At 65.1% G+C, this 23,611-nt stretch carries 21 protein-coding genes and 2 tRNA genes; 13 read left to right on the forward strand and 10 right to left on the reverse strand.

What is annotated here, in order from left to right; all coding sequences use genetic code 11:
* Positions 1 to 34 precede the first annotated feature (34 nt).
* Positions 35 to 2,623, forward strand: a complete 2,589-nt coding sequence (locus ACIQ3Q_RS01865; protein WP_396267265.1) for a DNA topoisomerase III — start codon at positions 35 to 37, stop codon at positions 2,621 to 2,623.
* A gap of 37 nt (positions 2,624 to 2,660) precedes the next feature.
* On the forward strand, positions 2,661 to 3,647 hold the full coding sequence (locus ACIQ3Q_RS01870) for an AEC family transporter (RefSeq protein WP_396267266.1): 987 nt from the start codon (positions 2,661 to 2,663) through the stop codon (positions 3,645 to 3,647).
* A gap of 26 nt (positions 3,648 to 3,673) precedes the next feature.
* Here ACIQ3Q_RS01870 and bamE read toward each other — a convergent pair whose 3' ends face one another.
* Entirely contained in the window at positions 3,674 to 4,174 is a 501-nt protein-coding gene (gene bamE / locus ACIQ3Q_RS01875; protein WP_396267267.1) for an outer membrane protein assembly factor BamE, read from the reverse strand.
* A 163-nt stretch (positions 4,175 to 4,337) separates the two neighbouring features.
* On the opposite strand from bamE, the gene ACIQ3Q_RS01880 reads away from it, so the two are divergent.
* The 4 genes from ACIQ3Q_RS01880 to ACIQ3Q_RS01895 are packed head-to-tail and all read left to right on the forward strand — an operon-like array spanning position 4,338 to position 7,324.
* Positions 4,338 to 5,618 carry a glutamate-5-semialdehyde dehydrogenase gene (locus ACIQ3Q_RS01880; protein WP_396267268.1) on the forward strand — a complete coding sequence of 427 codons (1,281 nt, stop codon included), beginning with the start codon at positions 4,338 to 4,340 and terminating at the stop codon, positions 5,616 to 5,618.
* Positions 5,615 to 6,337 carry a 7-cyano-7-deazaguanine synthase QueC gene (gene queC / locus ACIQ3Q_RS01885; RefSeq protein ID WP_396267269.1) on the forward strand — a complete coding sequence of 241 codons (723 nt, stop codon included), beginning with the start codon at positions 5,615 to 5,617 and terminating at the stop codon, positions 6,335 to 6,337. Before ACIQ3Q_RS01880 ends, queC begins: the two co-directional genes overlap by 4 nt.
* Entirely contained in the window at positions 6,334 to 6,915 is a 582-nt protein-coding gene (locus tag ACIQ3Q_RS01890; protein WP_396267270.1) for a LemA family protein, read from the forward strand. The genes queC and ACIQ3Q_RS01890 overlap by 4 nt, the downstream gene beginning before the upstream one ends.
* Positions 6,916 to 6,919: 4 nt before the next feature.
* Positions 6,920 to 7,324 (forward strand): hypothetical protein, encoded by a 405-nt coding sequence (locus ACIQ3Q_RS01895; RefSeq protein WP_396267271.1) that lies wholly within the window; start codon positions 6,920 to 6,922, stop codon positions 7,322 to 7,324.
* Here ACIQ3Q_RS01895 and ACIQ3Q_RS01900 read toward each other — a convergent pair.
* Complete coding sequence (locus ACIQ3Q_RS01900) at positions 7,321 to 7,746, reverse strand: BLUF domain-containing protein (RefSeq protein ID WP_396267273.1); 426 nt, start codon at positions 7,744 to 7,746, stop codon at positions 7,321 to 7,323. The two genes, ACIQ3Q_RS01895 and ACIQ3Q_RS01900, sit on opposite strands and share 4 nt — an antisense overlap.
* Before the next feature lie 12 nt (positions 7,747 to 7,758).
* Positions 7,759 to 8,502: a GTP cyclohydrolase I gene (folE, locus tag ACIQ3Q_RS01905; protein ID WP_396267275.1), complete on the reverse strand. Its 744-nt coding sequence runs from the start codon at positions 8,500 to 8,502 to the stop codon at positions 7,759 to 7,761.
* Between the two features lie 128 nt (positions 8,503 to 8,630).
* Between folE and rsmB the strand changes: the two genes are divergently transcribed.
* The 6 genes from rsmB to ACIQ3Q_RS01935 all read left to right on the forward strand — a co-directional run bounded on the left by rsmB (position 8,631) and on the right by ACIQ3Q_RS01935 (position 13,817).
* Positions 8,631 to 9,929 (forward strand): 16S rRNA (cytosine(967)-C(5))-methyltransferase RsmB, encoded by a 1,299-nt coding sequence (gene rsmB / locus ACIQ3Q_RS01910; protein WP_396267276.1) that lies wholly within the window; start codon positions 8,631 to 8,633, stop codon positions 9,927 to 9,929.
* Positions 9,930 to 9,974: 45 nt separating this feature from the next.
* Entirely contained in the window at positions 9,975 to 10,574 is a 600-nt protein-coding gene (locus ACIQ3Q_RS01915) for a DUF4390 domain-containing protein (RefSeq protein ID WP_396267277.1), read from the forward strand.
* Position 10,575: 1 nt separating this feature from the next.
* Positions 10,576 to 12,840, forward strand: coding sequence for an ATP-binding protein (locus ACIQ3Q_RS01920; protein WP_396267278.1), 2,265 nt, complete (start codon positions 10,576 to 10,578; stop codon positions 12,838 to 12,840).
* Positions 12,841 to 12,861: 21 nt separating this feature from the next.
* A complete protein-coding gene (locus tag ACIQ3Q_RS01925; RefSeq protein ID WP_396267279.1) occupies positions 12,862 to 13,581 on the forward strand; it encodes a response regulator in 720 nt (239 codons plus the stop codon).
* 77 nt (positions 13,582 to 13,658) lie between these two features.
* Positions 13,659 to 13,734, forward strand: a tRNA-Phe gene (locus ACIQ3Q_RS01930).
* Positions 13,735 to 13,741: 7 nt separating this feature from the next.
* Positions 13,742 to 13,817 (forward strand) — tRNA-Gly (locus tag ACIQ3Q_RS01935).
* A gap of 86 nt (positions 13,818 to 13,903) precedes the next feature.
* Here ACIQ3Q_RS01935 and ACIQ3Q_RS01940 read toward each other — a convergent pair.
* Complete coding sequence (locus ACIQ3Q_RS01940) at positions 13,904 to 14,848, reverse strand: cupin domain-containing protein (protein WP_396267280.1); 945 nt, start codon at positions 14,846 to 14,848, stop codon at positions 13,904 to 13,906.
* 110 nt (positions 14,849 to 14,958) lie between these two features.
* Here ACIQ3Q_RS01940 and ACIQ3Q_RS01945 point away from each other — a divergent pair, with 110 nt between their 5' ends.
* Positions 14,959 to 15,792, forward strand: a complete 834-nt coding sequence (locus ACIQ3Q_RS01945) for an NAD(P)H-binding protein (RefSeq protein WP_396267281.1) — start codon at positions 14,959 to 14,961, stop codon at positions 15,790 to 15,792.
* A 32-nt stretch (positions 15,793 to 15,824) separates the two neighbouring features.
* On the opposite strand, the gene ACIQ3Q_RS01950 is transcribed toward ACIQ3Q_RS01945, so the two are convergent.
* The 6 genes from ACIQ3Q_RS01950 to ACIQ3Q_RS01975 all read right to left on the reverse strand — a co-directional run bounded on the left by ACIQ3Q_RS01950 (position 15,825) and on the right by ACIQ3Q_RS01975 (position 23,498).
* Positions 15,825 to 17,105: a diguanylate cyclase gene (locus tag ACIQ3Q_RS01950; protein WP_396267282.1), complete on the reverse strand. Its 1,281-nt coding sequence runs from the start codon at positions 17,103 to 17,105 to the stop codon at positions 15,825 to 15,827.
* A 106-nt stretch (positions 17,106 to 17,211) separates the two neighbouring features.
* A complete protein-coding gene (chrA, locus tag ACIQ3Q_RS01955; RefSeq protein ID WP_396267283.1) occupies positions 17,212 to 18,573 on the reverse strand; it encodes a chromate efflux transporter in 1,362 nt (453 codons plus the stop codon).
* A complete protein-coding gene (locus ACIQ3Q_RS01960) occupies positions 18,570 to 19,178 on the reverse strand; it encodes a DNA-3-methyladenine glycosylase I (RefSeq protein ID WP_396267284.1) in 609 nt (202 codons plus the stop codon). Before ACIQ3Q_RS01960 ends, chrA begins: the two co-directional genes overlap by 4 nt.
* Positions 19,178 to 20,545 carry a tetratricopeptide repeat protein gene (locus tag ACIQ3Q_RS01965; protein ID WP_396267285.1) on the reverse strand — a complete coding sequence of 456 codons (1,368 nt, stop codon included), beginning with the start codon at positions 20,543 to 20,545 and terminating at the stop codon, positions 19,178 to 19,180. The genes ACIQ3Q_RS01960 and ACIQ3Q_RS01965 overlap by 1 nt, the downstream gene beginning before the upstream one ends.
* Positions 20,546 to 20,592: 47 nt before the next feature.
* Positions 20,593 to 21,984 carry an amidase gene (locus ACIQ3Q_RS01970; RefSeq protein ID WP_396267342.1) on the reverse strand — a complete coding sequence of 464 codons (1,392 nt, stop codon included), beginning with the start codon at positions 21,982 to 21,984 and terminating at the stop codon, positions 20,593 to 20,595.
* Complete coding sequence (locus tag ACIQ3Q_RS01975; protein WP_396267286.1) at positions 21,981 to 23,498, reverse strand: ABC transporter substrate-binding protein; 1,518 nt, start codon at positions 23,496 to 23,498, stop codon at positions 21,981 to 21,983. The genes ACIQ3Q_RS01970 and ACIQ3Q_RS01975 overlap by 4 nt, the downstream gene beginning before the upstream one ends.
* Positions 23,499 to 23,611 lie beyond the last annotated feature (113 nt).

A 23,611-nucleotide genomic window follows, 5' to 3' on the forward strand; every position in this document is an offset into this window, starting at 1 on the left:
CCCGAAGGTCAACCTGAAGAACGATTGAACAAGAATGAGCAAGTCACTGATCATTGCCGAGAAGCCCAGCGTGGCGCAGGACATCGTGCGAGCGCTGACCCCGGTTGCGGGTAAGTTCGAGAAGGCCGCTGACTATTTTGAGAACGACCGCTATGTGGTGACTTCAGCGGTTGGCCACCTGGTGGAGATCAAGGCGCCCGAGGAATATGACGTCAAGCGCGGCAAGTGGAGCTTTGCCCACCTGCCCGTGGTGCCGCCGCACTTTGACCTGGCCCCCATCGACAAAGCCAAAACCCGGCTGGCGGCGGTGGTCAAGCTGGTCAAGCGCAAAGACGTGACCGAACTCATCAACGCCTGCGACGCGGGCCGCGAAGGGGAGCTGATCTTCCGCTTGATCGTGCAATACGCCGACAACCTCAAAACCCCCTTGAGCAAGCCGGTGCGCCGCCTGTGGCTGCAGAGCATGACGCCGCAGGCCATTCGCGATGGCTTTGACAAGCTGCGCAGCGACGAGCAAATGCGCGGCTTGGCTGACGCCGCGCGCAGCCGCTCGGAGGCCGACTGGCTGGTGGGCATCAATGGCACCCGTGCCATGACGGCTTTCAACTCGCGCGACGGCGGCTTCTTCTTGACCACCGTGGGCCGGGTCCAGACCCCCACGCTGTCCATCGTGGTCGAGCGCGAAGAAAAAATCCGCAAGCACGTCGCCCGCAACTACTGGGAAATCAAGGCCGACTTTGGTGCCGCCGCTGGCGAGTACGAAGGCAAGTGGTTCGACCCCAGCTTCAAGAAGAACGACGACGCTGATCGCCGTGCCGACCGGCTCTGGAACGAAGCCGAGGCCCAGGGCATTGCGGCGGCCGTGAAGGGCCAGCCCGGTGTCGTCACCGAAGAAGCCAAGCCCAGCACCCAGGCCAGCCCCTTGCTCTATGACCTGACCACGCTGCAGCGCGAGGCCAACTCGCGCTTTGGCTTCTCGGCCAAGACCACGCTGAGCCTGGCCCAGGCCCTGTATGAAAAGCACAAGGTGCTGACCTACCCCAGAACCGACTCGCGCGCTCTGCCCGAGGACTATCTGGGCACCGTCAAGCAGACCTTCGAGATGCTGGCGCACGAGGACATGCCCGGGCCGCTCAAAGACCTGTCGCAACATGCCAGCAAGGCGCTCAAGGCGGGTTATGTGAAGCCCAGCAAACGGGTGTTCGATAACGCCAAGGTCTCGGACCACTTTGCCATCATCCCCACGCTGCAAGCGCCCAAGGCCTTGAGCGAGATCGAGGCCAAGCTCTATGACCTGGTGGTCAAGCGCTTCATTGCGGTGTTCTACCCCTCGGCCGAGTTCATGGTCACCACCCGCATCACCAAGGTGGCGGCCAGCGGCACCCAGCACCACTTTCAGACCAACGGCAAGGTGCTGGTCAACCCCGGCTGGCTGGCGGTGTATGGCAAAGAGGCGCAAGACGAAGACGCCAACCTGGTAGCCGTGCAGCCCGGCGAGAGCGTGAGTAACGAAGGCGTGAGCCTGAACGCCCTGGCCACCAAGCCGCCCGCGCGCTACACCGAAGCCACGCTGCTGTCGGCCATGGAAGGGGCGGGCAAGCTGATCGACGATGAGGACTTCAAGGCAGCGATGCAAGAGAAGGGCCTAGGTACGCCAGCCACCCGCGCGGCCACCATTGAAGGCCTGATCCTGGAAAAGTACATGCTGCGCGAAGGCCGCGAGCTGGTGCCCACGGCCAAGGCCTTCCAGCTCATGACCCTGCTGCGCGGCCTGGACATTGAAGACCTGACCAAGCCTGAGCTGACCGGCAACTGGGAGCACCAGTTGGCCGAGATGGAACATGGCCGCCTCTCGCGCGACCAGTTCATGAAGGCGATTGGGGATTTGGCCGAGCGCATCGTCAAAAAGGCCAAGGAATACGACCGCGACACCATTCCCGGAGACTACGCCACGCTCAAGGCACCGTGCCCCAACTGCGGCGGCGTGGTCAAAGAGAACTATCGCCGCTTCACGTGTACCGGAAGCGCAGGCGCCGAAGAAGGCTGCGGCTTCTCCATCACCAAGATCCCGGCGGGCCGCAGCTTTGAGCTGCATGAGGTGGAGCAGTTCTTGGTCGACAAAAAGATCGGCCCGCTGGAAGGCTTCCGCTCTAAAGCAGGTTGGCCCTTCACCGCCGAGCTGAAGCTGGCCCATGACGAGGTCGAAAGCCAGTGGAAGTTGGAGTTTGATTTTGGCGAAGACGCCAAGCAAGCCGAGGAAGGCGAAGCGGTTGATTTCTCGGCCCAAACCACCTTGGGCGCCTGCCCCAAATGCGGCAACAGCGTGTTCGAGCACGGCAGCAACTACGTCTGCGAAAAGAGCGTAGGCCCCGGCCCGAGCTGCGACTTCAAGACGGGCAAGGTCATCCTGACCCAGCCGGTGGACCACACCCAACTGGCCAAGCTGCTCGAGACCGGCAAGACCGATTTGCTGGAGAACTTTGTCTCCAACAAGACCCGCCGCAAGTTCAAGGCCTTCCTGGCCTTTGACAAGAAGGAAGGCAAGGTCAGCTTTGAGTTTGAGCCGCGCGCCGCCAAGGTGCCCGCCAAGAAGGCAGCTGCGAAGAAGGCCGCCAAGGCGTGAGGCTTGAGGGTGGGCTGAAGAAGCAGGGCGCCAGCGCATGACGCTGGCGCTGTTCTACAAGCTGCTGGCCATGGTGGCCGTGGTGGGCCTGGGCTGGGCCGTGGGGCGGCTGCGTTGGCTGGGCGATGAGCAGGCCGACCCGGCCCGTGTGTTGGCCAATGCGGCCTTCTTCATCTTTGCCCCGGCGCTGCTGTTCCGCACCACCGCGCGCATTGACCTGGGGGCTTTGCCCTGGCACATGCTCGCGGCCTATTTCATCCCGGTCGTGGCCATCATGCTGGCCGTGTGGGGCTGGCAGCGCTGGCGGCGTGAGCGCTTCGGCTTGCCCGTCGCCGCCCCGGCCACGCGGGCCATCACGGTCAGCTTTGGCAACTCGGTGCAGATCGGCATCCCCTTGGCTGCCGCCTTGTTTGGCGAGGCGGGCTTGGGGCTGCACCTGACCCTGGTCAGCCTGCATGCCTTGGTACTGCTGTCCATGCTCACCTTGTTGGTCGAGGCCGACCTGGCCCTGGAGCGCGCCCGCGAAGGCTCGGCCACCCAAGGCCGCGCCAGCGTGTGGCGCCTGCTGCGCGGCACGCTGCGCAACACCCTCATTCATCCGGTCGTCTTGCCCGTGCTGCTGGGCCTGGCCTGGAACCTGACGGGCTGGCCCATCCCCGAGGCCATGGATGAAGTGCTCAAGCTCTTGGGCGCGGCCGTGGTGCCGCTGTGCCTGACCCTGATCGGCATGAGCCTGGCCTATCTGGGCCTGCCCAGGCCCTTGCACCATGCCGTGGGCCTGACGCTGCTGAAGATGATCGCCCAGCCCTTGCTGGTGTGGCTGGCGGGCCGCTATGTGTTTGGCTTGAGCGGCCTGCCGCTGAATGTGTGCGTGATGATGGCTGCCTTGCCCGTGGGCTCCAACGCCCTGCTGTTTGCCCAGCGCTACCGCGCGCAGGAGGCGGAGACCACGGCGGCCATCGTGCTCTCGACGCTGAGCTTGGTGGTGGCGGTGCCGCTGTGGTTATGGGTTTTGGGGCCCTAAGCCCTTACGCTCTTGAGCCCCCCGCTTCAGCGCCCACCATCCCGCTCGCGCGGGTCATCCTGGGTGGCTGTGGCGATCACGGTTTTATCCTTGCCAAAGGTCACGCTGAAGACCTTGCGCTCTTGGCCGTCTTGAAAGCGCCAGTCCCAGATGGTTTCGTCGGGCTTGAGGTCAAAGCGGTGGGTCTTGGCGGGCTGGCCTAAGAGTTGGCGCACCTCCAGGTCTGTCATGCCGGGCTGGACCTTGGCAAAGTTGGCCGGGTGCAGCAGTTGGCGCAGCGAGCTCATCTTGCCGTCGGGGCCGATCTCGATGACGTAGTTGGTGGTGCCCTCGGGCTGGCGCGGGTACTCCAACACTTTGGAGCCGTCGGCCCGCTCAATGGTGCGGGTGGGCTCGCCAAACTGCTGGCGCACATCGGACTCGCTGGCCACACCTTCTTCGAGCTTGGCGACGCGCTCTTGGTCGCAGGCGCTCAGCGCCAAGGCGGCGAACAGGGCGAGGAGAAAGGGGCGGGCATCAAGGATCATGGAGGGGGCACTCGAAGATGAAGGTGCGGGCTTAACGCCTGCAGAAGCAGAAGGGACGACGTGCAGCATGTCATGTGCCGCAGGGTGTCGCGAGCACCCGCGGCGCGAGGATGTGCGCGATTTGGGACAATGCCCCCTCAATTGACTTTTTTGCGCGACGAACATGACTGCGATGGATGTCTCTGCCCACATGGCCCATTTGGGGGCGTCTGCCCGGGAGGCGTCACGCACCATGGCCGCCGCGCCCACGCGCGCCAAGAACCAAGCCTTGCTGAACCTGGCGCGCTTGCTGCGTGAGGCAGGCACCCCGCTGGCCCAGGCCAATGCCCAAGACCTGACCGCAGCCCATGCCGCCGGCTTGGCCGAGCCGCTGGTGGACCGCCTCAAGCTCAGCCCCAGTGTGATCGCCACCGTGGCCGAGGGCTGCGAGCAACTGGCCGCCATGCCCGACCCGGTGGGCGAGATCACCGGCGTCAAGCGCCGCCCTACCGGCATCAGCGTGGGGCAGATGCGGGTGCCGCTGGGCGTATTCGGCATGATTTATGAAAGCCGCCCTAACGTGACGATTGAGGCGGCCTCCTTGGCCATCAAGAGCGGCAACGCCTGCATTTTGCGCGGCGGCTCCGAGGCCTTTCACAGCAATGTCGCCTTGTGGCAGTTGGTGCAGCAAGCCTTGCGCGAGGCTGAGCTGCCCGAGGCCGCCGTTCAACTGGTGCAGACCACCGACCGCGCGGCCGTGGGCCAACTGATTGCCATGCCCGAATTTGTGGATGTGATCATCCCGCGCGGCGGCAAGGGCTTGATCGAGCGTATTGCCAAGGAGGCGCGCGTGCCGGTCATCAAGCACTTGGATGGCAACTGCCACACCTACATCGACGCGCAAGTGGACCTGGAGCAAGCCTTGGTGGTGACCGAGAACGCCAAGACCCAGAAGTACAGCCCTTGCAATGCCACCGAGTCGCTGCTGGTGCATGCGGCCAGCGCGGCGGCGTTTTTGCCGCGCATGGGCGCGGTGTTGGCGGCCAAGGGCGTGGAGATGCGCTGCTGCCCCGCCGCGCGTGCGCTGCTGGCCAGCGTGCCGGGAGCGCACCTCACCGACGCCCAAGAAAGCGACTGGAGCGAGGAATACTTGGCCCCCATCATCAGCATCAAGGTGGTGGAGAGCCTGGATGAAGCCATGGCTCACATCAATCGTTATGGCTCACACCACACCGATGCCATTTTGACCACCCACCACCCCAGCGCCATGCGCTTTTTGCGCGAGGTCGATTCGGCCAGCGTAATGGTGAACGCCTCGACCCGCTTTGCCGATGGTTTTGAATATGGCCTGGGCGCCGAGATCGGCATCTCCACCGACAAATTCCACGCGCGCGGCCCGGTCGGTCTGGAGGGTTTAACCTCGATGAAGTGGGTGGTTCTGGGCCAAGGCGAGGTGCGGCAATGAGCGCCGCCAAAGACCGCACAGCGCTCGTGCTGTTCTCTGGCGGGCAAGACTCCACCGTCTGCCTAGCTTGGGCCCTGCAGCGCTTTGCGCGGGTTGAGACCCTGGGTTTTGACTACGGCCAGCGCCACCGCATTGAGCTGGACTGCCGCCTGACCGTGCGCCAAGAGCTGGTGCGCCAGTTTCCGCAGTGGGCGCCCAAGCTGGGCGAAGACCATGTGCTGGACTTGAGCCTGCTGGGCCAGATCTCCGCCTGCGCCCTGACGGAACACCGCGCCATCGAGCTGGAAGCCAACGGCCTGCCCAACACCTTTGTGCCCGGCCGCAACCTGCTGTTCTTGAGCTTTGCTGCCACGCTGGCTTACCGGCGCGGCGCCAGCGTGCTGGTGGGCGGCATGTGCGAGACGGATTACTCCGGCTACCCCGACTGCCGCGACAACACACTCAAGGCCTTGCAAGTGGCCCTGAGCCTGGGGCTGGACACACCCATGACGCTGGAAACCCCGCTGATGTTCCTGACCAAAGGCCAGACCTGGGCCTTGGCGCATGAGCTGGGCGGCGAGGCCTTGAACGCCCTGATCGCCGAGCACACCCACACCTGCTACCTGGGTGAGCGCGGCACGCGCCACGCCTGGGGCTATGGCTGCGGCGAATGCCCGGCCTGCCAGTTGCGGGCCGCAGGCCACGCCCATTGGCTGCAGCACGGGGGGGCGGGCGCATGAGCGGCGACGGCCTGGAGGCGGCCAGCGGTTTTGCCAATTGGGCCTGGCTGGTGCGGGCCGTGCTGTTGGCCGTGCTGCTGTTTTGGGTGGTCGGCGCCTACAACCGGCTGACGCGGCTGCGCAGCGCCATTGGCGCGGCCTGGGGCCAGATCGACGAGCAATTGGCGCGCCGTGCGGCGGCCCTCGATTCATTGCTGGAGCTGGTGCGCGAGCCCCTGGCGGACGAGGTCACCACGCTGTCGGCCTTGGCCGCTGCGCAAGAGCGCCAACAGCAGGCCGCGCGGGCGGTGCGGGCCAAGCCGCACTTGGCCGCCGCCCTGCAAGCCTGGCAGTTGGCCGAGAGCGAATTGGCCTCGCCCCTGGCCCGCTTGCAAGCCCTGCTGGAGCACCGCCGAGACTTCGAAGGCGCCGAAGCCGTGCGCCCCTTGATCCGCCAATTGGTGGAGCTGGTGCCGCGCATGAGCTATGCCCGCCAAAGCTTTAACGATGCGGCAGCGGCCTATAACGCCGCCGTGCAGGAGTTCCCGACGCGGCTGCTGCAACGCCCCTTTGGCTTCAGGCCCACGGCCTCGCTGTGACGCCATGCGATCCAACCGCCTCTGGAAAGCCCTTTTCGCCCTGACGCTGGCGCTGGCCGCAGCTTGGTGGTGGGCCCCGACGGAGTTCGGCCACGCCCAAGCTTGGGTGGCTGCACAGTGGCGGGGCTGGACGGGCAGCGAGCCCACGCCGGTGTTTCGGCACACCGATGCGGAAGGCCGCGTGATCTACAGCGACCGGGCGCCTGCCAGTGGTGCCACAGCGGCTGAGCTGCCCCCTTTGACGGTGATGCCGCCAGTGCCTGTAGCGCCGCCCAAATTGCCTGCCGTCAACCCGTCTGAAGCCTTGCAACAAGACCGCGCCCGCATGGCTGAGGAAGCGCGGCAACTCAAAGAACAGCGCATGGAGCGACTGATCCAATCGGGCTCGACAGAGGGCAAAACGCCTTAGCTCTGCCCCATGATCGCCGCCGAGGCCATCATTTCTTCGAAGAGCGCGGCGGTGGCCTCACCCGAGACGGCGTAGGGGTCGAGGGTGGCGGTTTCAGAGTACTTGAGCAGCATGGCGGGGTTGAGCCGGTTGGTTTGCACCTGGCCCATGGACCAGCCGGCAAAGCGGCGCTCGGCGATTTCTTCGTAGGCCAGCAAGGTGACCTCGGCATGGCGCGGGTCGGAAGCGATCTTGTTGTAGAGCGCGTTGACCGAGGCCCGGCCGCCTTCGAGCACCTGGATGAAGATGCCGCGTGAGAGGCACAGCACGCCGGTGATGCCGCGCTCCGGGTTTTGTGTGCGCGACTGGCGCAGGATGCCGACCAACTCTTCAGTGTCAATCGCCGAGGTGGCTCGGCTGCAATACATCAAACGCACCAGCATGGAGAGGCTCCTTCAGGACTTCTTGGGCAGTAGCGACAGGAACTCGCGACGCAGGTTGGCGTCTTTGAGGAAGGCGCCGCGCATCACGCTATTGGTCATGGCGGAGTCATTGTCTTTCACCCCGCGCCAGGCCATGCAGAAGTGATCGGCTTCCATGACGATGGCCAAACCGTCGGGCTTGACGCGTTCCAGCAAGGTGTCGGCCAGCATGATGACGGCCTCTTCTTGGATCTGCGGGCGGCTCATGATCCAGTCGGCAATGCGGGCGTACTTGGACAGGCCGATCAGGTTGGAGTGCTCGTTGGGCAGCACGCCGATCCAGAGCTTGCCGATGATGGGGCACATGTGGTGCGAGCAGGCGCTGCGCACGGTGATGGGGCCGACGATCATCAGCTCGTTCAGGCGCGAGATATTGGGGAACTCGGTGACGGCGGGCATGGGCTGATAGCGCCCCCGGAACACCTCTTCCACAAACATTTTGGCCACGCGTTTGGCGGTCTCTTGGGTGTTGTGGTCGCTCTCGGTGTCGATCACCAGGGCCTTGAGCACCTCAGCCATCTTGGCTTGGACCTCGGCCTTGATCTCGGTGAGCTCACCGTCGCGCACAAAGGCGGAGATGTTGTCGTTGGCGTGATAGCGCTTGTCCGCGCCCACCAAGCGGTAGCGGATGCGCTCGGAGGCGGGCAATTGGGCCAGATCGGCCTCATCCAAAATGAGGCCCGAAGGGCGGGAAGGCGAGTGAGAGGTGTCGGCCATGCCGGGCTCCTGACGAGCGTGATCGAGGGTCGATTGTGGGGCAGAAGCCAAAGGCCTTGCGGGCGCGGGGCTAGACTCGCCGGGTGAATGCGTCAAACACTTCCCCTCTCTCTCATGCCACGCCGCCCTTGTCGCGGCTTTTGGAGCTGACCAGCGACGCCGTGCAAGCGGTGCGCGCGGGCCGCTCGCTGACCGATGTGCTGGCCAAAGCGCCGCCAGCGGCACGCGGTGGCACCCAGGCCTTGAGCTTTGCCGTGCTGCGGCGCATGGGCTCGGCCCAGGCCGTGCGCGCAGGCTTGGCGCCGCGCCAGCCACCACCCAATGTCGAGGCGCTGCTGATCACGGCGCTGGCCCTGTTGTGGCCGGATGAGCACCCACCCTACCCGGACCACACGCTGGTGGACCAAGCCGTGACCGCCGCGCGCAAGCGCATGCCCGCTGCCGCCAGCTTTGTGAATGCCGTGCTGCGGCGGTTTTTGCGCGAGCGTGAAGCCTGGGTGTCCAAGGCCCAGCAAGACCCAGTGGCGGCCTGGAACCACCCGCTGTGGTGGATAGAGCGGGTGCGCCGCGATTGGCCCGAGCAGTGGCAACCCCTGCTGCTGCAAGCGCACTTGCATCCGCCCATGGCTTTGCGGGTGCATCGTGGCCGTGGCACGCCGCAGAGCTACCTGGCGCGCTTGGCTGAGGCCGGCATCGCGGCGCATGCCGTGCCGGGCTTCGATGATGCGGTGGTGCTGGAACGCGGCTGGCCGGTGGAGCGCCTGCCCGGTTTTGCGCAGGGCGATGTCTCGGTGCAAGACCTCTCTGCCCAGCGCGCGGCCGGCCTGATGCTGGGCGCGGGCCTGCCCCCTGGCGCTCGCGTGCTGGACGCCTGCGCGGCCCCCGGTGGCAAAACCGCCCACCTGCTGGAGCGGGCGCCCGACCTGAAGCTGCTGGCCTTGGACGCTGACGCCGGCCGCTTGGCCCGGGTGAAGCAAACCCTGGACCGCGTGGGTGCTAGCGCCGAACTGAAGGCTGCTGATGCCCGCCAAGTCGCCACCTGGTGGGACGGCCAGCTCTTTGACGCCGTTCTGCTGGATGCGCCCTGCACGGCCTCGGGCATTGTGCGGCGCCACCCCGACATCGCCTGGCTGCGGCGGCCTGAGGACGTGACCGCCCTGGCCCGCACCCAGGCCGAACTGCTGGACGCGCTGTGGCCCCTGCTCAAGCCCGGCGGGCGCTTGGTGTACGCCACCTGCTCCCTCTTCAAGGCAGAAGGCCAGCACCAGATCGACGCATTTTTGCAACGCATCCCCCAGGATCAAGCCCGGCTGGACCCGGACTCTCCCGGCCATTGCCTGCCGCTGCCGGACAATGGCGCGGCTGCGACGGCTGTCGCCGCAGCCGACGGTTTCTTCTACGCGGTGCTGCACAAGCGTTCACCCTGAAGTGCCGTCTGACCCCCGCCGGTCTGCCCTTTTGCTGCCATTGACGTGAACCGACTCGCTGCCCTGCTGGCTGTGACGACCCGCCCTGCGCGTGGTCTGGCAGCGGCCATGGGTGCGTGGTGCCTGGCGCTGTTCCTGCTGCTGCCCAGCGCGGCTGCACAGGCGCAAAGCATGGAGCTACCAACCTTAAGCCTGGAGCGCCAAGAAGGCGCGCTGGTGCTGAGTTTTGTGGCCAAGCCGGCGCTGTCCAAAGCAGTGGAAGAAGCGCTGCAGCGCGGCGTGCCGGTTTATTTTGTGGCCGAAGCGCAGGTTAACCGGGTGCGCTGGTATTGGCGCAATGAGCGCATCACCCGGGCCTCGCGCACCTGGCGCCTGTCGTATCAGCCGCTGACCTCTTCCTGGCGGGTCAGCTTTGGTGCCTTGAGCCAAAACTTCCCCAGTCTGACCGAGGCCCTGGCCACCGTGACCCGGGCCACCGACTGGAAGATTGCCGACCCCGAGCAGTTGGACTTGGGTGAGCGCTACGAGGTGGAGTTCAGTTACCGGCTCGACGCCGATCAATTGCCCCGCCCCATGCAGCTCGACCTGGCCGCCCAGGCGGATTGGCGGCTGGCCATTGGGCGCAAGCTGAAGATCGACTATTGACATGAGAGTCTCGTCCAAGCGCTGGGGTTGGGGCATTGCCCTGCTGGCGGCGTCTGGGCTGGGCTTGGTCTTGGCGGCCTTGCTGTCGCTCTTGGCTCAAGGGCCAGAGCGCTATGAGCGCCACATTGGCTGGCTGTTTGTGGTCAACGCGGTGGTGGCCACACTGCTCTTGGTGGTCATCCTTGTGGCGGCCGTCCGCTTGGTGGTGCGCCTGCGCCAGGGCAAGTTTGGCAGCCGCTTGCTCATCAAGCTGGCGGGCATTTTTGCCCTGGTGGGCGTGCTGCCCGGCGCCTTGATCTACACCGTGAGCTACCAGTTTGTCTCGCGCAGTGTGGAGGCCTGGTTCGATGTGCGCGTGGCCCGTGCCTTGGATGCCGGCCTGGCCTTGGGCAAAGGCACTTTGAACGCCATGGCCGACGACATGGGCGAAAAAGCGCGCGGCGCTGCGCTGCGCTTGAGCGAGCGGAGCCGCAGCGAGCCCGAGTTGGCGGTGCTGGAGCGGCTGCGCGAGGATCTCGGTGCCCAGGAGATGGCCATCGTCGGGGCCTCGGGCCAGATCTTGGTGACAGTCAGCACGCAGACCGATGCAGAGCCCGAGCGACCCTCCACCTTGCTGCTGCGCCAGGCCCGCAGCAGCCGGGTGGCCACGGTGGTCGAGGGCCTAGAAGACGAAGTGGGCGGCAGCCCCAAGGTGGTGTCTCGGGTCCGCGTCTTGGTGCCTTTGCCCAGCAACAGCCTGAGCCTGGTGCCCGAAGGTGAGCGTTTCTTGATGGCCGTTCGGGTCCTGCCTGAAGCCTTGGCTCGCGATGCCTTGATCGTGCAAGCCGCTTACCGCGATTATCAGCAGCGCATCTTGGCGCGTGACGGCCTGCGGCGCATGTACATCGGCACGCTGACGCTTTCACTCGTGCTGTCGGTGTTTGGCGCGGTGCTATTGGCGGTGGTCCTGGGCAACCAGTTGGCCAAGCCGCTGCTGCTGCTGGCTGAGGGCATGCGCCAAGTGGCGGCGGGCGACCTGAGCGTGAAGCCGGTGTTTGCCTCGCGCGACGAGTTGGGCGGCCTGACCCGCAGTTTTGCCGACATGACCGGCCAGTTGGGCAGCGCGCGCGAGCAGGCCGAGGCCTCATTGCGCCAGTTGGAGAGTGCTCGCACCCGGCTCCAAACCATTTTGGACAACCTGACTGCCGGTGTGATTGTGTTCGACCGCAACAAGCACATCGACACCGTCAACCCCGGCTCGACCCGCATCCTGCGCGCACCGCTGTCCGCCTATGTGGGCCGTGGCTTGGGCGATGTGCCTGCCTTGGAAGCCTTCGCCCAGGCTGTCTGGCAGCGCTTTGACACCCACCAAACCAGCCCCGAAGACGGCGAGCGCGACCATTGGCAAGACGCGTTTGAGCTGCGGGTGGGGGCCGATGACGATGTGCTGACACTGCTAGTGCGTGGGGCCGACCTGCCACGCGGCGCGCGGCTGATGGTGTTTGATGACATCACCGAGGTGGTCTCCGCTCAGCGCTCGGCCGCCTGGAGCGAGGTGGCCCGCCGCTTGGCCCACGAGATCAAGAACCCGCTCACGCCCATTCAACTTTCGGCCGAGCGCCTGCAGCACAAACTTGAAGCCAAGCTGGAGGCCACCGACGCCGCCATGCTCAACCGCTCGGTGGCGACCATCGTCAACCAAGTGCAGGCCATGAAGCAGTTGGTCAACGAGTTCCGCGACTATGCGCGCCTGCCGGCCGCGCGGCTGGCAGCCATTGACCTGAACGCCCTGGTGGCCGAGGTGCTGGCCCTCTATGGCAACGAGCAAGACCTGGGGCAATTGCAGGCGCGTTGTGACCCAGCACTGCCGCAAATCCAAGGCGACCCGACCCAGTTGCGCCAGGTCATCCACAACCTGGTGCAGAACGGTTTGGACGCCGTGTCGGGCCGCAGCGACGCGCGTGTGCAGGTCAGCACCGAGCTGGCGCGCTTCGACGATGGACGCCCGCGAATGGTTCGCCTCAAAGTGACGGACAATGGGCCCGGATTCAGCGAGAAGGTGCTCAAGCGCGCCTTTGAGCCTTACGTGACCACCAAGAGCAAAGGCACGGGCCTGGGGCTGGCGGTGGTGAAGAAGATTGCGGATGAACACGGTGCGCGCGTTCGCGTCGGCAACCTGCCCCCCACAGACGGGAGCGAGGCTTTGGCCGGTGGTGCGCAGGTTTCGTTATCATTTTCGAGTTTTACAGCAGAGCAGGGACACCTTCCGGGGTCTGGCACCAGCTAACCCCCACAGGCAAGGGACTTCATGGCAACCATTCTTGTAGTCGACGACGAAATGGGCATCCGGGCCCTCTTGTCGGAAATCCTCACCGACGAAGGCCACGCGATCGAGATCGCAGAAAACGCCACGCAGGCCAGAGCCGCGCGTGAGCGCAGCCGCCCCGACCTGGTCTTGCTGGACATCTGGATGCCCGATGTCGATGGCATCACCTTGCTCAAAGAGTGGGGGGCCACCGGCCAGCTGAACATGCCCGTGATCATGATGAGCGGCCACGGCACCATCGACACGGCCGTCGAAGCCACCAAGTACGGTGCTACCGCCTTCCTGGAAAAACCCATCACCTTGCAAAAGCTGCTGCGTGCGGTGGAGCAGGGCTTGGCTAAGGCACCGCCTCGCGCCCCCGGGGGCTTGGGCAGCGCCAGCCCCATCAGCGCCAATGTGCTGCCCGGGCAGCGCCTGGAGGCCGACCTGACGGTGGAATCCGCAATGACCGGCGGCATGGGCTTGCCCAGCATGCCGGTCGATTTGGGCCCCCAGAGCGAGCAAAGCTTTGACCTGGACCGCCCGCTGCGCGAAGCCCGCGACGCGTTCGAGAAGGCTTACTTCGAATTTCACCTCGCCCGCGAAAACGGCTCCATGACCCGCGTGGCTGAGAAAACCGGGCTGGAGCGCACCCACCTCTATCGCAAGCTCAAGCAATTGGGCGTCGATCTCTCTCGCAACAAGCGGGGCAGCTCGCACTGAGCGGCGCCTGAATTTGCACAAGCGGCCACATCAAACAAGACAGCGCAAAAAGTCGTGCTAGAATAGCTGTCTTTCGTGGCCTGGTAGCTCAGTTGGTAGAGCAGCGGATTGAAAATCCGCGTGTCGGTGGTTCGATTCCGCCCCAGGCCACCAAAGAAATGCGGGATTAGCTCAGTTGGTAGAGCGATACCTTGCCAAGGTATAGGTCGAGAGTTCGAGCCTCTTATCCCGCTCCAAACGCAAAAGCAAAGAGCCAGGTTTCACGACCTGGCTTTTTTGCTTTCGGGGCGGGTTTTATCGTGCAGACGCTCCCCGAAGCGATTCAAAACCGGTATGCCAGCGCCTGGTCGGCCTCGTCTTGTCGACGGAATTCTCTGGGCGACAAGCCGAGCTCTCGCTTGAACGCCTTGCTAAAGCTGAAGGCGTCTTGGTAACCCACGGCCTGTGCCACCTGCTCCAGGGTTTTGTCGGTGCCGCCCAGCAGGCGCATGGCAGCTTGCAGACGCAGCGTCCGAAGGTGGGACAGCGGCGTGTCACCCATCACCTCGCGAAAACGCTCCGCCAGCGCTGTGCGCGACACCCCGATCTCCGATGCGAGCGATTCCAGTGTCCAGGCGCGAGCCAAGTCGTCTTGCATCAGCGTCAGTGCGCGTCGTACCGGTCGGTCACGCACGGCGTTTGCCCAACCTTGCTCGGTGGGGCCTTGCCGGGCAAGCATCTCACGCAGCAAGTAGGTGAACACCACGTCCATCAAGCCGTTCAGCACGGTCTCAGCACCCAACTGCCCAGCCCTCAACTCGTCAAGCAACAAACCGACCGTCAGGGCCAAAGGTCCGAGCTTGGGCAACTCATCGGCACGCAATACAAACCAGGCGGGCATCTCTTTGAGAAAGGGGTGCAGCGGCGCATTCCACAACTGGTAGGCCCCGCTGACCACGGTGGTCATGCCTGGCTCGTTGCTGATGGACGGTTTGTCTGCAGCGATCGTCTGCACCGGCAGTCCTGCAACCATAGGCGTCAGGCTCAAGAAGTGCTCGCAGCCGCGTCCCATCACGACCAGGTCACCGGCGCGTAGGCCCAGCGGCGCCTCCAAGCCCGGGGCGTGGAGGTGCACCTGTCCTTGCGTCACCACGTGCAGGCCAATGCTCTTCTCGCAAGGAAAGCGCAGCGCCACGCCAGCGGGTACGCAGCATTGCCCCAGCAGGCGACGACGCACACCCGCCTGGCTCAGCAAGTCGGTCAGCAAGTCGAATGCGTCGGTTTTCATTGCAGTGCCGCGATTGAACTCAATGACATGAATTATGTATTTTTAGCCATTCAAAGTACATGCGTCTGGACTAAAAATGGCCTCATCGTCATGTTTACAGGAGCAACTCCATGAGCACCATTCTCGTCGTCGGCGCCAGTGGCACCGTCGGATCTGAGCTCTCTCGCCTGCTGGCCAGCGCCGGCCATACCGTGCGCAAAGCCACCAGCCGCGCACCCACTGAGCCCGATCAGGTTCACCTGAACCTATTGACCGGCGATGGCATTGACGCCGCATTCAAAGGGGTCGATCGCGCCTTCTTTCTGGCGCCTCCCGGCCACTCTCGGCAAGACTTGTTGCTGAACCCGCTGGTGGACGCGGCCGCTGCCCGCGGCCTGCACAAGGTAGTGCTCATGAGCGCGATGGGGGCCAACGCGGACGAGGCCGCTCCGCTGCGCTTGGCTGAACGCCATCTCGAGGCCTCAGGCTTGGCTTACAACATCATCCGGCCCAACTGGTTCATGCAGAACTTCAATTCCTTTTGGCTGCATGGCATCCTGAGCCAAGGCCAGATTCTCTTGCCTGTGGGTCAGGCCAAGGGCAGCTTCATCGACGCCCGTGACATTGCGGCCGTGGCCGCAGCGTTGCTGGTCAGTGACCGCTTCAACGGGCAAGACTTTGACCTCACCGGCCCCGAAGCGCTGGACCACCAGCAGGTGGCCGCTGTGCTGACGCAGGCCAGTGGCAAAGACATTGGCTACACCGACATCTCGCCCGAGCAGATGCGTGAAGGCCTCTTGGCTGCCGGACTGCCCGCCGACTATGCGGAGTTCCTGCTCCTCATCCTGGGCTACTTCAAGGCCGGCTACGCCGAGCGCAGGACCGACGCAGTGCAGCTGATCACCGGCCAAGCGCCGCGCAGCGTGGCCCAGTACGCCGCCGATTACAAAGCGGCTTGGGTCTGAGTTTTGCGGCCCGGGTGCCGAGCCTGGGCGCGTCAGTCCTCGCTGGCGCACACCCGGTTGCGGCCGCTCGTCTTGGCTTCATAGAGCAGCAGGTCGGCGCGTTGTAGCAGTTCGTGTGCGGGCAGGCCGGGCGTCAGGCACAGGCCCACACTGCAGGTGCAGCTCAGCACCCGGCCGTCGTGGGCAGTCGGAGACTCTTCCAGCGCCTGCCTGAAGGCCTCTGCCCGGGCTTTGGCCTCGTCGGGCGTGGTGGTCAGCATCACCGAAAACTCCTCGCCGCCCAGCCGCGCCACCAAGCCGTCATTGAAGTGTCGGGCCAGCAGTTGCGCCATGTGGCGGATCACCGCGTCGCCCGCCGGGTGGCCGTGGGTGTCGTTGACCTTTTTAAAGAAGTCGATGTCCAGCATCAGCGTGGCATGCACTTGGCCGTTCAGGGCCGCACTGCGGGCATGCAGGGGCGCTTGGTCATAGAAGTGACGGCGGTTGAACAGGCCGGTTAGGGCGTCGCGCGTGGCCTGCTCGCGCAGCGTGGCCACGCTGTCCAGCATGGCAATGTTTTGGTTCACGCGGGCGCAGAGTTCTTCATAGGTGAAGGGCTTGCCCAGGTAGTCGTTGGCACCGAGCTTCAAGAAGCGGGCCGAGAGCGAGCTGTCATCGCTGGAGGAGACGCCCACGATGGCCAGATGTTCGCGGTCATGCTTGCGGCGCAACTGCCCGACCAGGCCGAAGCCATCCATGCGTGGCATGTGGCAATCAGTCACCACCAAGCAAATCTCAGGGTGCTCCTTGAACACCTCTAGGGCTTCCTGGCCATCCGCCGCCAAGTACACGGTGAGCTGCTGACGCTCCAGCCAGTTCTTCACCAGTTGGCGGGCTGCGGCGGAGTCGTCCACCACCAGCGCAGCTTGGCCGCGGTTGCACCACAGGCGGCGGATCTGGTCGGCCACATAGCGAAAGACCTGGGTGTTGTCTTTGATGACGTAATCCACGGCCCCGCGCAGCAACATCGATTCGCGCAAGTCTTTGTCAAAGCTGGCGGTCACGCCAATGGCAGGAATGTCGGCGGCGATCAGGGTCGAGAGGATCTTGCCTGCGTCGGCGTCGGGCAGGTGCAGGTCGGCCACAGCCACAAAGTAAGGCGAGTCAGCGCCCCGAGCCTCAATCAGCTTCTTGGCCTCGGCCAGCGTGCCGGCGGCTTCCACGGTGCAGCCCAGGCGCATGCGCAAGGTCTGGGCGGCCAGGTCACGCACCAGCGCCTGGTCTTCAATCAATAGCACCGCACAGCGGCTGGCCAGCTCGTGGGCTGCGCTCATCGTTCACTCCCGTCTTGAGGGCGGCCTGCCACGCAGACCGCTGACGGGTTCTTCGGCCAAAAGACCTGACACTGAAGGGGGCAAAGGACCTGCGCCGCTGAAGGCCTCAGGTGGCCAGCGTCCAGGCCAGCCCCAAGCCCGCGCACAGCGCCAGTGTCTCCATCACGCTGCGCTTGAAGCGAAACAGCGCCAGAGCCGCGACCACGGCGATGGCCGCTGCAGCCGCATCGATACCGCCCGACCAGCCCTGCGGCCACAGCGCGTGATAGGCAAAAAACAGGGCCAGGTTCAGCACCACGCCCACCACGGCGGCCGTGATCGCGCTCAAGGGTGCGGTGAACTGCAGCTTACCGTGAGTGGATTCCACCAGCGGCCCGCCCGCCAAGATGAAGATGAAGGACGGCAAAAATGTGAACCAGGTCACCAAGCAGGCCGCCACACTGCCGGCCAGCAGGCGCTGGTCTGCCCCCCACAGCGCAGCCAGCTCGCTGCTTTGCCAGCCGCCCACAAAGCCCACAAAGGCCACCACCATGATCAGCGGCCCCGGCGTGGTTTCGCCCAGCGCCAAGCCGTCCATCATCTGGCGGCCACTGAGCCAGCCGAAATGCCCCACCGCGCCTTGGTAGACATAAGGCAGCACGGCATAGGCGCCGCCAAAGGTCAGCAATGCGGCTTTGGTGAAGAACCAAGCCATCTGCGTCAAGGTGCCCTGGCTGCCATAGAGGCTCCACAGCAGCCCAAAGGGCAGCAGCCACAACAGCGCGCCGGCGGCCAGCACAGCAGCCAAGCGCCCCGGTGCAAAGCGGGCATGGGCGGGCGTGGGCGTGTCGTCATCAATCAGGGCAGGCCCATAGCTGGCTGCGCCGGGGCCATGCCCGCCGCCCAAACTGAACGAGGCCGGCTGCAGCCGTCCGCCCACGGCCCCCATCACGGCGGCCGCCAACACAATCGCCGGGAAGGGCACATTGCCCGCAAAGATGGCGACAAAAGACGCTGCGGCAATGCCCCACAAGGCGCGGCTCTTCAGTGCTCGGCTGCCAATGCGGTGGGCCGCTTGCACCACGATGGCGGCCACGGCGGGCTTGATGCCGTAGAAGATGCCCGCGACCAAGGCCACATGGCCCCAGGCCATGTAGAGCCAGCTCAGGGCGATCAAGATCAGCAGCGAGGGCAGCACAAACAAGGCGCCGGCCACCACACCGCCCCAAGTGCGGTGCATCAGCCAGCCGAGGTAGGTGGCGAGTTGCTGGGCCTCTGGCCCGGGCAGCAGCATGCAGTAATTGAGCGCATGCAAAAAGCGCTTTTCGCTGATCCAGCGGCGGCGCTCTACCAACTCGCTGTGCATGATGGCGATCTGCCCGGCGGGGCCGCCAAAGCTGATGAAGCCCAGCTTCAACCAAAAGCGCAGGGCTTCCCAAAAGGAGACGGGGGCTGGCGCTGTATCCGCAGCAGAGTTCTCTGTTTTCATCGGGGCACTTTAAGTGCAGCCCGTGCAGCCAGCGCCGGGCCTCGGGCGATGCAGCCCTCGACATGGTCGTTGACCAAACCCATGGCCTGCATGAAGGCATAGGCCGTGGTCGGGCCGACAAACTTCCAGCCGCGTTTCTTCAGATCCGTGGACAGCGCAATGGCCTCTGGCGAGGTGGTCATGGTGCGCAGCACCTCAGGGGTCAGCGTGGCCGGGCGGCTCTCTGGTGCGGGCTCAAAGCGCCAAAAGTAGGCCGCCAGCGATGGGAACTCTTGCAGCAGCGCTTGCGCACGGCGGGCATTGTTGATCGCAGCTTCAATCTTGCCGCGGTGGCGCACGATGCAGGCATCGGCCAGCAAGCGCTGCACGTCCTGCTCGTCAAAGTGGGCCATGGCGGCCGACTCAAACTGCGCGAAGGCGGCCCGGAAGCCCTCGCGCTTGTTCAGGATGGTCAGCCAAGACAGGCCCGACTGGAAGCCTTCAAGGCAGATCTTTTCGAACAAGCGTCGGTCGTCGGTGACGGGAAAGCCCCACTCATGGTCGTGATAGGCGGTGTAGTGCAGGCTGGCGGCACACCAGCCGCAGCGCAGTTCAGGTGGAGTCATCAAAGTTCTATGTGCAGGTGCTGGGCCCAGTGGCGGGTCAAGGGCGTCAAGGCACGGGCCAGGCGCCGCTCGTTGAGCAAGGCGCGGCCCACCGGGTGGCCGCCCAAGCGCGCGGCTGCGGCCAGCAGGGTTTGGTCGATCAGATCGCGCTGGGCTTGGCTGCCGCCCAAGCGCCAAGCCTGGGGCCGCAGCGCATGCAAGGCGGCCAGGGCCTGGGCGAACTCACCGCGCGCAAAGGCCAGCAGGCCGCGCATCAGCGGCAGGCCTACTTCGCGGGCCGGCAGGTGGTTGCTGCGGCGCACGTCTTCGGGCTCAAAAGCGCGGGCGGCGCAGCGGCCCAGCCATTGCTCGGCGCGACCGGGCTCACCCGCACCCAGCAAGGCCAGCACGCCATGCACATCGTGGAAGGCATGCCAGCCGGCTTCTTCTTTGCCCAGCGGCCACGCGTCGACCAACTGCGCAAAGCAGGCCTGTACGTCCATGCCCAGCAATTGCATGCGCCACAGCAGAGACGCCGCATCCATGCGCCGCAGGGCGCTGTTCAGCGCGGGGCGGCTGAAGTGCGCATCCACCAGGCGCTGCGCACCGGCCATGTCCATGGCCTCCAGGCGGAACAAGCCCATGTGCCACCACAAATGCCCGGCCAGCAGGCTGCCCTCAGCCCAGCCGGGTTGGTGGTGGCGCAGCCAAGCGGCGCCATCTTCGCAGCGGCCTTGCATCTCCATCACATGCGCCACGGCATGCACCGCCCAGGGCACGGGGCGGCCGGGGGTGGTGGTGGCGCGGTGGCCCATGTCTTCGGCCAAGGGGAAGAGATTGTTCTCTTGCAGGCCGAAGGCGTAGAGGCCTAAGGCATAGGGATAGAGCGGGTCGGCCTCGTCCCACTCGGGCAAGGACTGGGCCGGACGTTGCCGCAACTGCACCGTGTCGCCCCGCACCAAGTCCCACTCATGGGCCCACAGCAAGGCCAAGGCATCGCGGGGTTGGTCCAGCAGCAATTCGTCCCAGAGGCGGCAGGCATGGTGCCAGCGCCCTTCGGCCAAGGCCGACACCGCAGCCAGGTGGATGCGCTCGCGGTCCACCGCGTCTTGGCTCAAGGCTTGGGCTTGCTCCAACAGCACGGCCACTTCATGGTCATGGCCGTGGTCTCGCAAACTCAGCAGGTGCCCGGCTCGCATCACCAAGGGCAGCAGCCACTGCGGGTCGGCTTCATGGGCGCTGCCCAACTCTGTGAGCGGGTCGGCATCAAACGCCATCATGCGCCGCAACGCTTCTTCCACATGCCCGGCCGCCTGCTCATCGGCGGTGCCGAGCAAAAGCTTGCGCGAGTCTCTGAGCAGAGGCGGGGCAGGCGGTGGGCTGGTCATCGGCCTACTGTATCGCGTCTGTAAAGCGCTTCCGTGACAGGCGCGTTTCAGGCATCTAGTGGCCAAGGCTTCTGGGGCGGCCTGAGTCGCTCCCACAGGGCGGCAATGCGCAGCACACCCAGGTCATCATGGCGGTGGCCGATGAACTGGACGCCCACGGGCAAGCCCGCCTTGGTATAGCCAGCGTTGACGCTGATGGCCGGCTGCTCACTCATATTCCACGGTAAGGTGTAGGCAATGTGCTCAAAAGGCCGCTCGGGGTCGTTCAAGGGGCTGGCCCACTCGGCCGCAAAGGCGACATCGGGGCTGACCGGCGAGAGCACAAAGTCCAGCCCTTGGCAGGCGGCCACGGCACTGTCGCGCAGCACACCCATCTGGCTGTAGCCCGTGAAGACCTCGGCGGCGCTGAGCCGCTCGCCGCGGCGTATCCACTGGCTGATGTAGGGCAGCACCAGGGCTTGGCGCTCAGGCGGCAGTGCCGCGAAATCCAGCCAAGAGCGCATGCGCCAAAAGTTGTCCAGGCCATCGATCATGGCCCGGGTCATGAAGGGCGCCAGGGGCACCAGGGTGGCACCGGCGGCCTCTAGGCGTGCCGCAGCGTCCAGCACCACGGCGCGCACGGTGTCTGACAGTGACGTGCCCCAGCCAGGGTCCAACCACAGGCCAATGCGCAAGGCGCGTGGGTCCAAGCCATCGAGCTGCAACCAAGGGATGTCTTGCGGCGGCAGGCTCATGGCGTCGCGCCAATCCGGTCGCGACAGCGCCGTCATGGCCAAGGCGGCGTCGGCCACGGTGCGGGTCATCGGCCCCGCCACGCGCCCCGCATAAGGCGGCTGAATCGGAATGCGCCCCAAGCTGGGCTTGAAGCCCACCACACCACACCAACTCGCGGGCAGGCGGATGGAGCCACCAATGTCGGTGCCCAGATGCAGCGGCCCATAGCCAGCGGCCGCCGCAGCGGCAGCCCCCGCACTGCTGCCGCCCGGGTTGAGCCGGGTGTCCCAAGGGTTGCGCGCCAGCGCATGAAAGCTGGACAAGCCCGAAGACAACATGCCCCAGTCGGGCATGGTGGTCTTGGTGATGAAGACCGCGCCAGCCTCGCGCAGGCGGGCGGCGGGTGGGGCGTCGGCGGCGGCAGGGCTCAAGACCGTGGCGGCGCATCCCAAGGGGGTCGCCACGCCTTGGGTGGCGATGTTTTCTTTGAGGGTGACGGGCACGCCGTCCAGCGGGCCTAAGGCCTGGCCGCGCTGCCAGCGCTGCTCCGATGCCCGGGCCATCGCTAAAGTGGCTTCAGCATCGGTGGCCCAGGTGGCGTGCAGCAGGGGCTCGCAGGCCTGCATCTGCTCAAGCACAGCCTGCGCCACCTCCACGGGCGAGCATTCGCCCCGCGCGTACAGCGGGCCTAAGGCGGTGGCCGTCAGGGCGTGCAGGTCGCTCACTGCCAAGACACCGCAGCCATGTCGTTGGCAAAGATGGGCGAGTTGTGCCACAGGCCCTTCAAGCCCTTCTTGGCCACGGCGGCTTGTTGCGGATTGAAGATATAGACATTCACCGCATCCGCCGCCAACTGCTTTTGCAACTGCGCAAACAGGCTGCTGCGCTCCTTGGCATTGGTGCTGGCGGCATGTTTGGCCGCCAAGTCGCGGAAGGTCTTGCTGTCGTAGCCGTAGTAGTACTTGGGGTCGGTGTAGACCATGTAGTCCAGCGGCTCGACATGGTTGATCACTGTCAGATCAAACTGGCCTTTGAAGGCCCCCGAGAGCCACTGTGCCCATTCCACATTCTCGATCTTGGCCTGGATGCCGACCTTGGCGAGTTGCGCGGCCAGCACCTCGCCGCCTTGGCGGGCGTACTGGGGCGGCGGCAGGGTCAGGGTCACCTGCAGCGGGGTTTGAACGCCAGCCTCCTTCAGCAAGGCGCGGGCTTTGTCCGGGTCATAGGGTGTGACGCCCGTCAGATCCACATAGCCTGCATCGGTGGGGGCAAAGTGGCTACCAATGGCCACGGCCTTGCCGTCGAGCACGCCGTCGATGAAGGCCTTGCGGTCAATGGCGTGGGCCAGGGCGCGGCGCACGCGCACGTCATCAAACGGCTTGCGCTTGTTGTTGATGGCCATGATGCCCTTGCCTGCCGTGGCGCCCATGGTGACGCTGAAGCGGGCGTCCGCCTGAAACTGCTTCAGGCTTTGGTTGGCCAAACCTCGGGGGAAGCCATCCACATCACCGGCCAAGAGCGCAGCCACCTGGGCGGCAGGGTCGCTGATGAAGCGGAATGTGATTTTCTTAAGTTTGACGGCAGATGCCGTGCGATAGCCGTCAAAGCGGCCCAATACAACGGCGTTGCCTTTCTTCCAGTCCTCAAACTTGAAGGGTCCGGTGCCAATGGGGCGCTGTGCGGTGCCTGCGGCTGACTTGGCATCCAGCATCACGGCGGGGTTCTCACCCAGGCGGAAGAGGAAATTGCCGTCTGGGTTGTTGAGGGTGAAGATGACGGTGTGGGGATCGGGCGTGCTGATGCTTGAAATGTTGTCAAACAGCGCCTTCTTTGCCTTATTGGTGGAACCTTCAGCCTTGGCGCGCTCAACCGTGAACTTCACATCGGCGGCGTCAAACGCTTCACCATCGTGGAACTTCACGCCTTTGCGCAAGGTGAAGGTGTAGGACTTGCCATCCGGCTCCATGCTCCAGCGTTCGGCCAGCAAGGGGGAGATCTGGCCGTCGACATTGATCTTGGTCAGCCCTTCCAGCACATTCAGGTGCACGATCTCGCCAATGGCGGCGGCCGGAGCGACGGTGGGATCCAGGCCTGGGGGTTCCAGCACCATGCCCACGACGGCCGTGGTTTTGCTGCTTTGGGCCTGGGCCGTCACTGGGACTAAAGCCAAGGTGCTGGCACCCAGAGCACAAGCCAGCGCCAGTCGGCGTTGGGCGCAAAGTGGAAGAGAGGACCGCATGGCGTTGATTCCTTGGAATGAGGACGGGCGGATGGTGCCCGAAATTTAGCGGCTTGACGGCGTTTGGCGCTCAGGGTTTCCCGCTCGAACGCTGGCAGCGCGGATCGGCCCAG

Source organism: Ideonella sp. (genome assembly GCF_044358605.1).
Classification (GTDB): Bacteria; Pseudomonadota; Gammaproteobacteria; order Burkholderiales; family Burkholderiaceae_C; genus Ideonella.

What these genes read in the sequence shown, in the direction of transcription:
- ACIQ3Q_RS01920 (WP_396267278.1), top strand. Translation starts at nt 10,576, where the DNA reads ATGAGAGTCTCGTCCAAGCGCTGGGGTTGGGGCATTGCCCTGCTGGCG.
- ACIQ3Q_RS01960 (WP_396267284.1), bottom strand. Translation starts at nt 19,178, where the DNA reads ATGACTCCACCTGAACTGCGCTGCGGCTGGTGTGCCGCCAGCCTGCAC.
- ACIQ3Q_RS01870 (WP_396267266.1), top strand. Translation starts at nt 2,661, where the DNA reads ATGACGCTGGCGCTGTTCTACAAGCTGCTGGCCATGGTGGCCGTGGTG.
- ACIQ3Q_RS01975 (WP_396267286.1), bottom strand. Translation starts at nt 23,498, where the DNA reads ATGCGGTCCTCTCTTCCACTTTGCGCCCAACGCCGACTGGCGCTGGCT.
- ACIQ3Q_RS01950 (WP_396267282.1), bottom strand. Translation starts at nt 17,105, where the DNA reads ATGAGCGCAGCCCACGAGCTGGCCAGCCGCTGTGCGGTGCTATTGATT.
- bamE (WP_396267267.1), bottom strand. Translation starts at nt 4,174, where the DNA reads ATGATCCTTGATGCCCGCCCCTTTCTCCTCGCCCTGTTCGCCGCCTTG.
- chrA (WP_396267283.1), bottom strand. Translation starts at nt 18,573, where the DNA reads ATGAAAACAGAGAACTCTGCTGCGGATACAGCGCCAGCCCCCGTCTCC.
- ACIQ3Q_RS01900 (WP_396267273.1), bottom strand. Translation starts at nt 7,746, where the DNA reads ATGCTGGTGCGTTTGATGTATTGCAGCCGAGCCACCTCGGCGATTGAC.
- ACIQ3Q_RS01880 (WP_396267268.1), top strand. Translation starts at nt 4,338, where the DNA reads ATGACTGCGATGGATGTCTCTGCCCACATGGCCCATTTGGGGGCGTCT.
- ACIQ3Q_RS01895 (WP_396267271.1), top strand. Translation starts at nt 6,920, where the DNA reads ATGCGATCCAACCGCCTCTGGAAAGCCCTTTTCGCCCTGACGCTGGCG.
- ACIQ3Q_RS01940 (WP_396267280.1), bottom strand. Translation starts at nt 14,848, where the DNA reads ATGAAAACCGACGCATTCGACTTGCTGACCGACTTGCTGAGCCAGGCG.
- ACIQ3Q_RS01965 (WP_396267285.1), bottom strand. Translation starts at nt 20,545, where the DNA reads ATGACCAGCCCACCGCCTGCCCCGCCTCTGCTCAGAGACTCGCGCAAG.
- folE (WP_396267275.1), bottom strand. Translation starts at nt 8,502, where the DNA reads ATGGCCGACACCTCTCACTCGCCTTCCCGCCCTTCGGGCCTCATTTTG.
- ACIQ3Q_RS01890 (WP_396267270.1), top strand. Translation starts at nt 6,334, where the DNA reads ATGAGCGGCGACGGCCTGGAGGCGGCCAGCGGTTTTGCCAATTGGGCC.
- ACIQ3Q_RS01865 (WP_396267265.1), top strand. Translation starts at nt 35, where the DNA reads ATGAGCAAGTCACTGATCATTGCCGAGAAGCCCAGCGTGGCGCAGGAC.
- ACIQ3Q_RS01925 (WP_396267279.1), top strand. Translation starts at nt 12,862, where the DNA reads ATGGCAACCATTCTTGTAGTCGACGACGAAATGGGCATCCGGGCCCTC.
- ACIQ3Q_RS01945 (WP_396267281.1), top strand. Translation starts at nt 14,959, where the DNA reads ATGAGCACCATTCTCGTCGTCGGCGCCAGTGGCACCGTCGGATCTGAG.
- queC (WP_396267269.1), top strand. Translation starts at nt 5,615, where the DNA reads ATGAGCGCCGCCAAAGACCGCACAGCGCTCGTGCTGTTCTCTGGCGGG.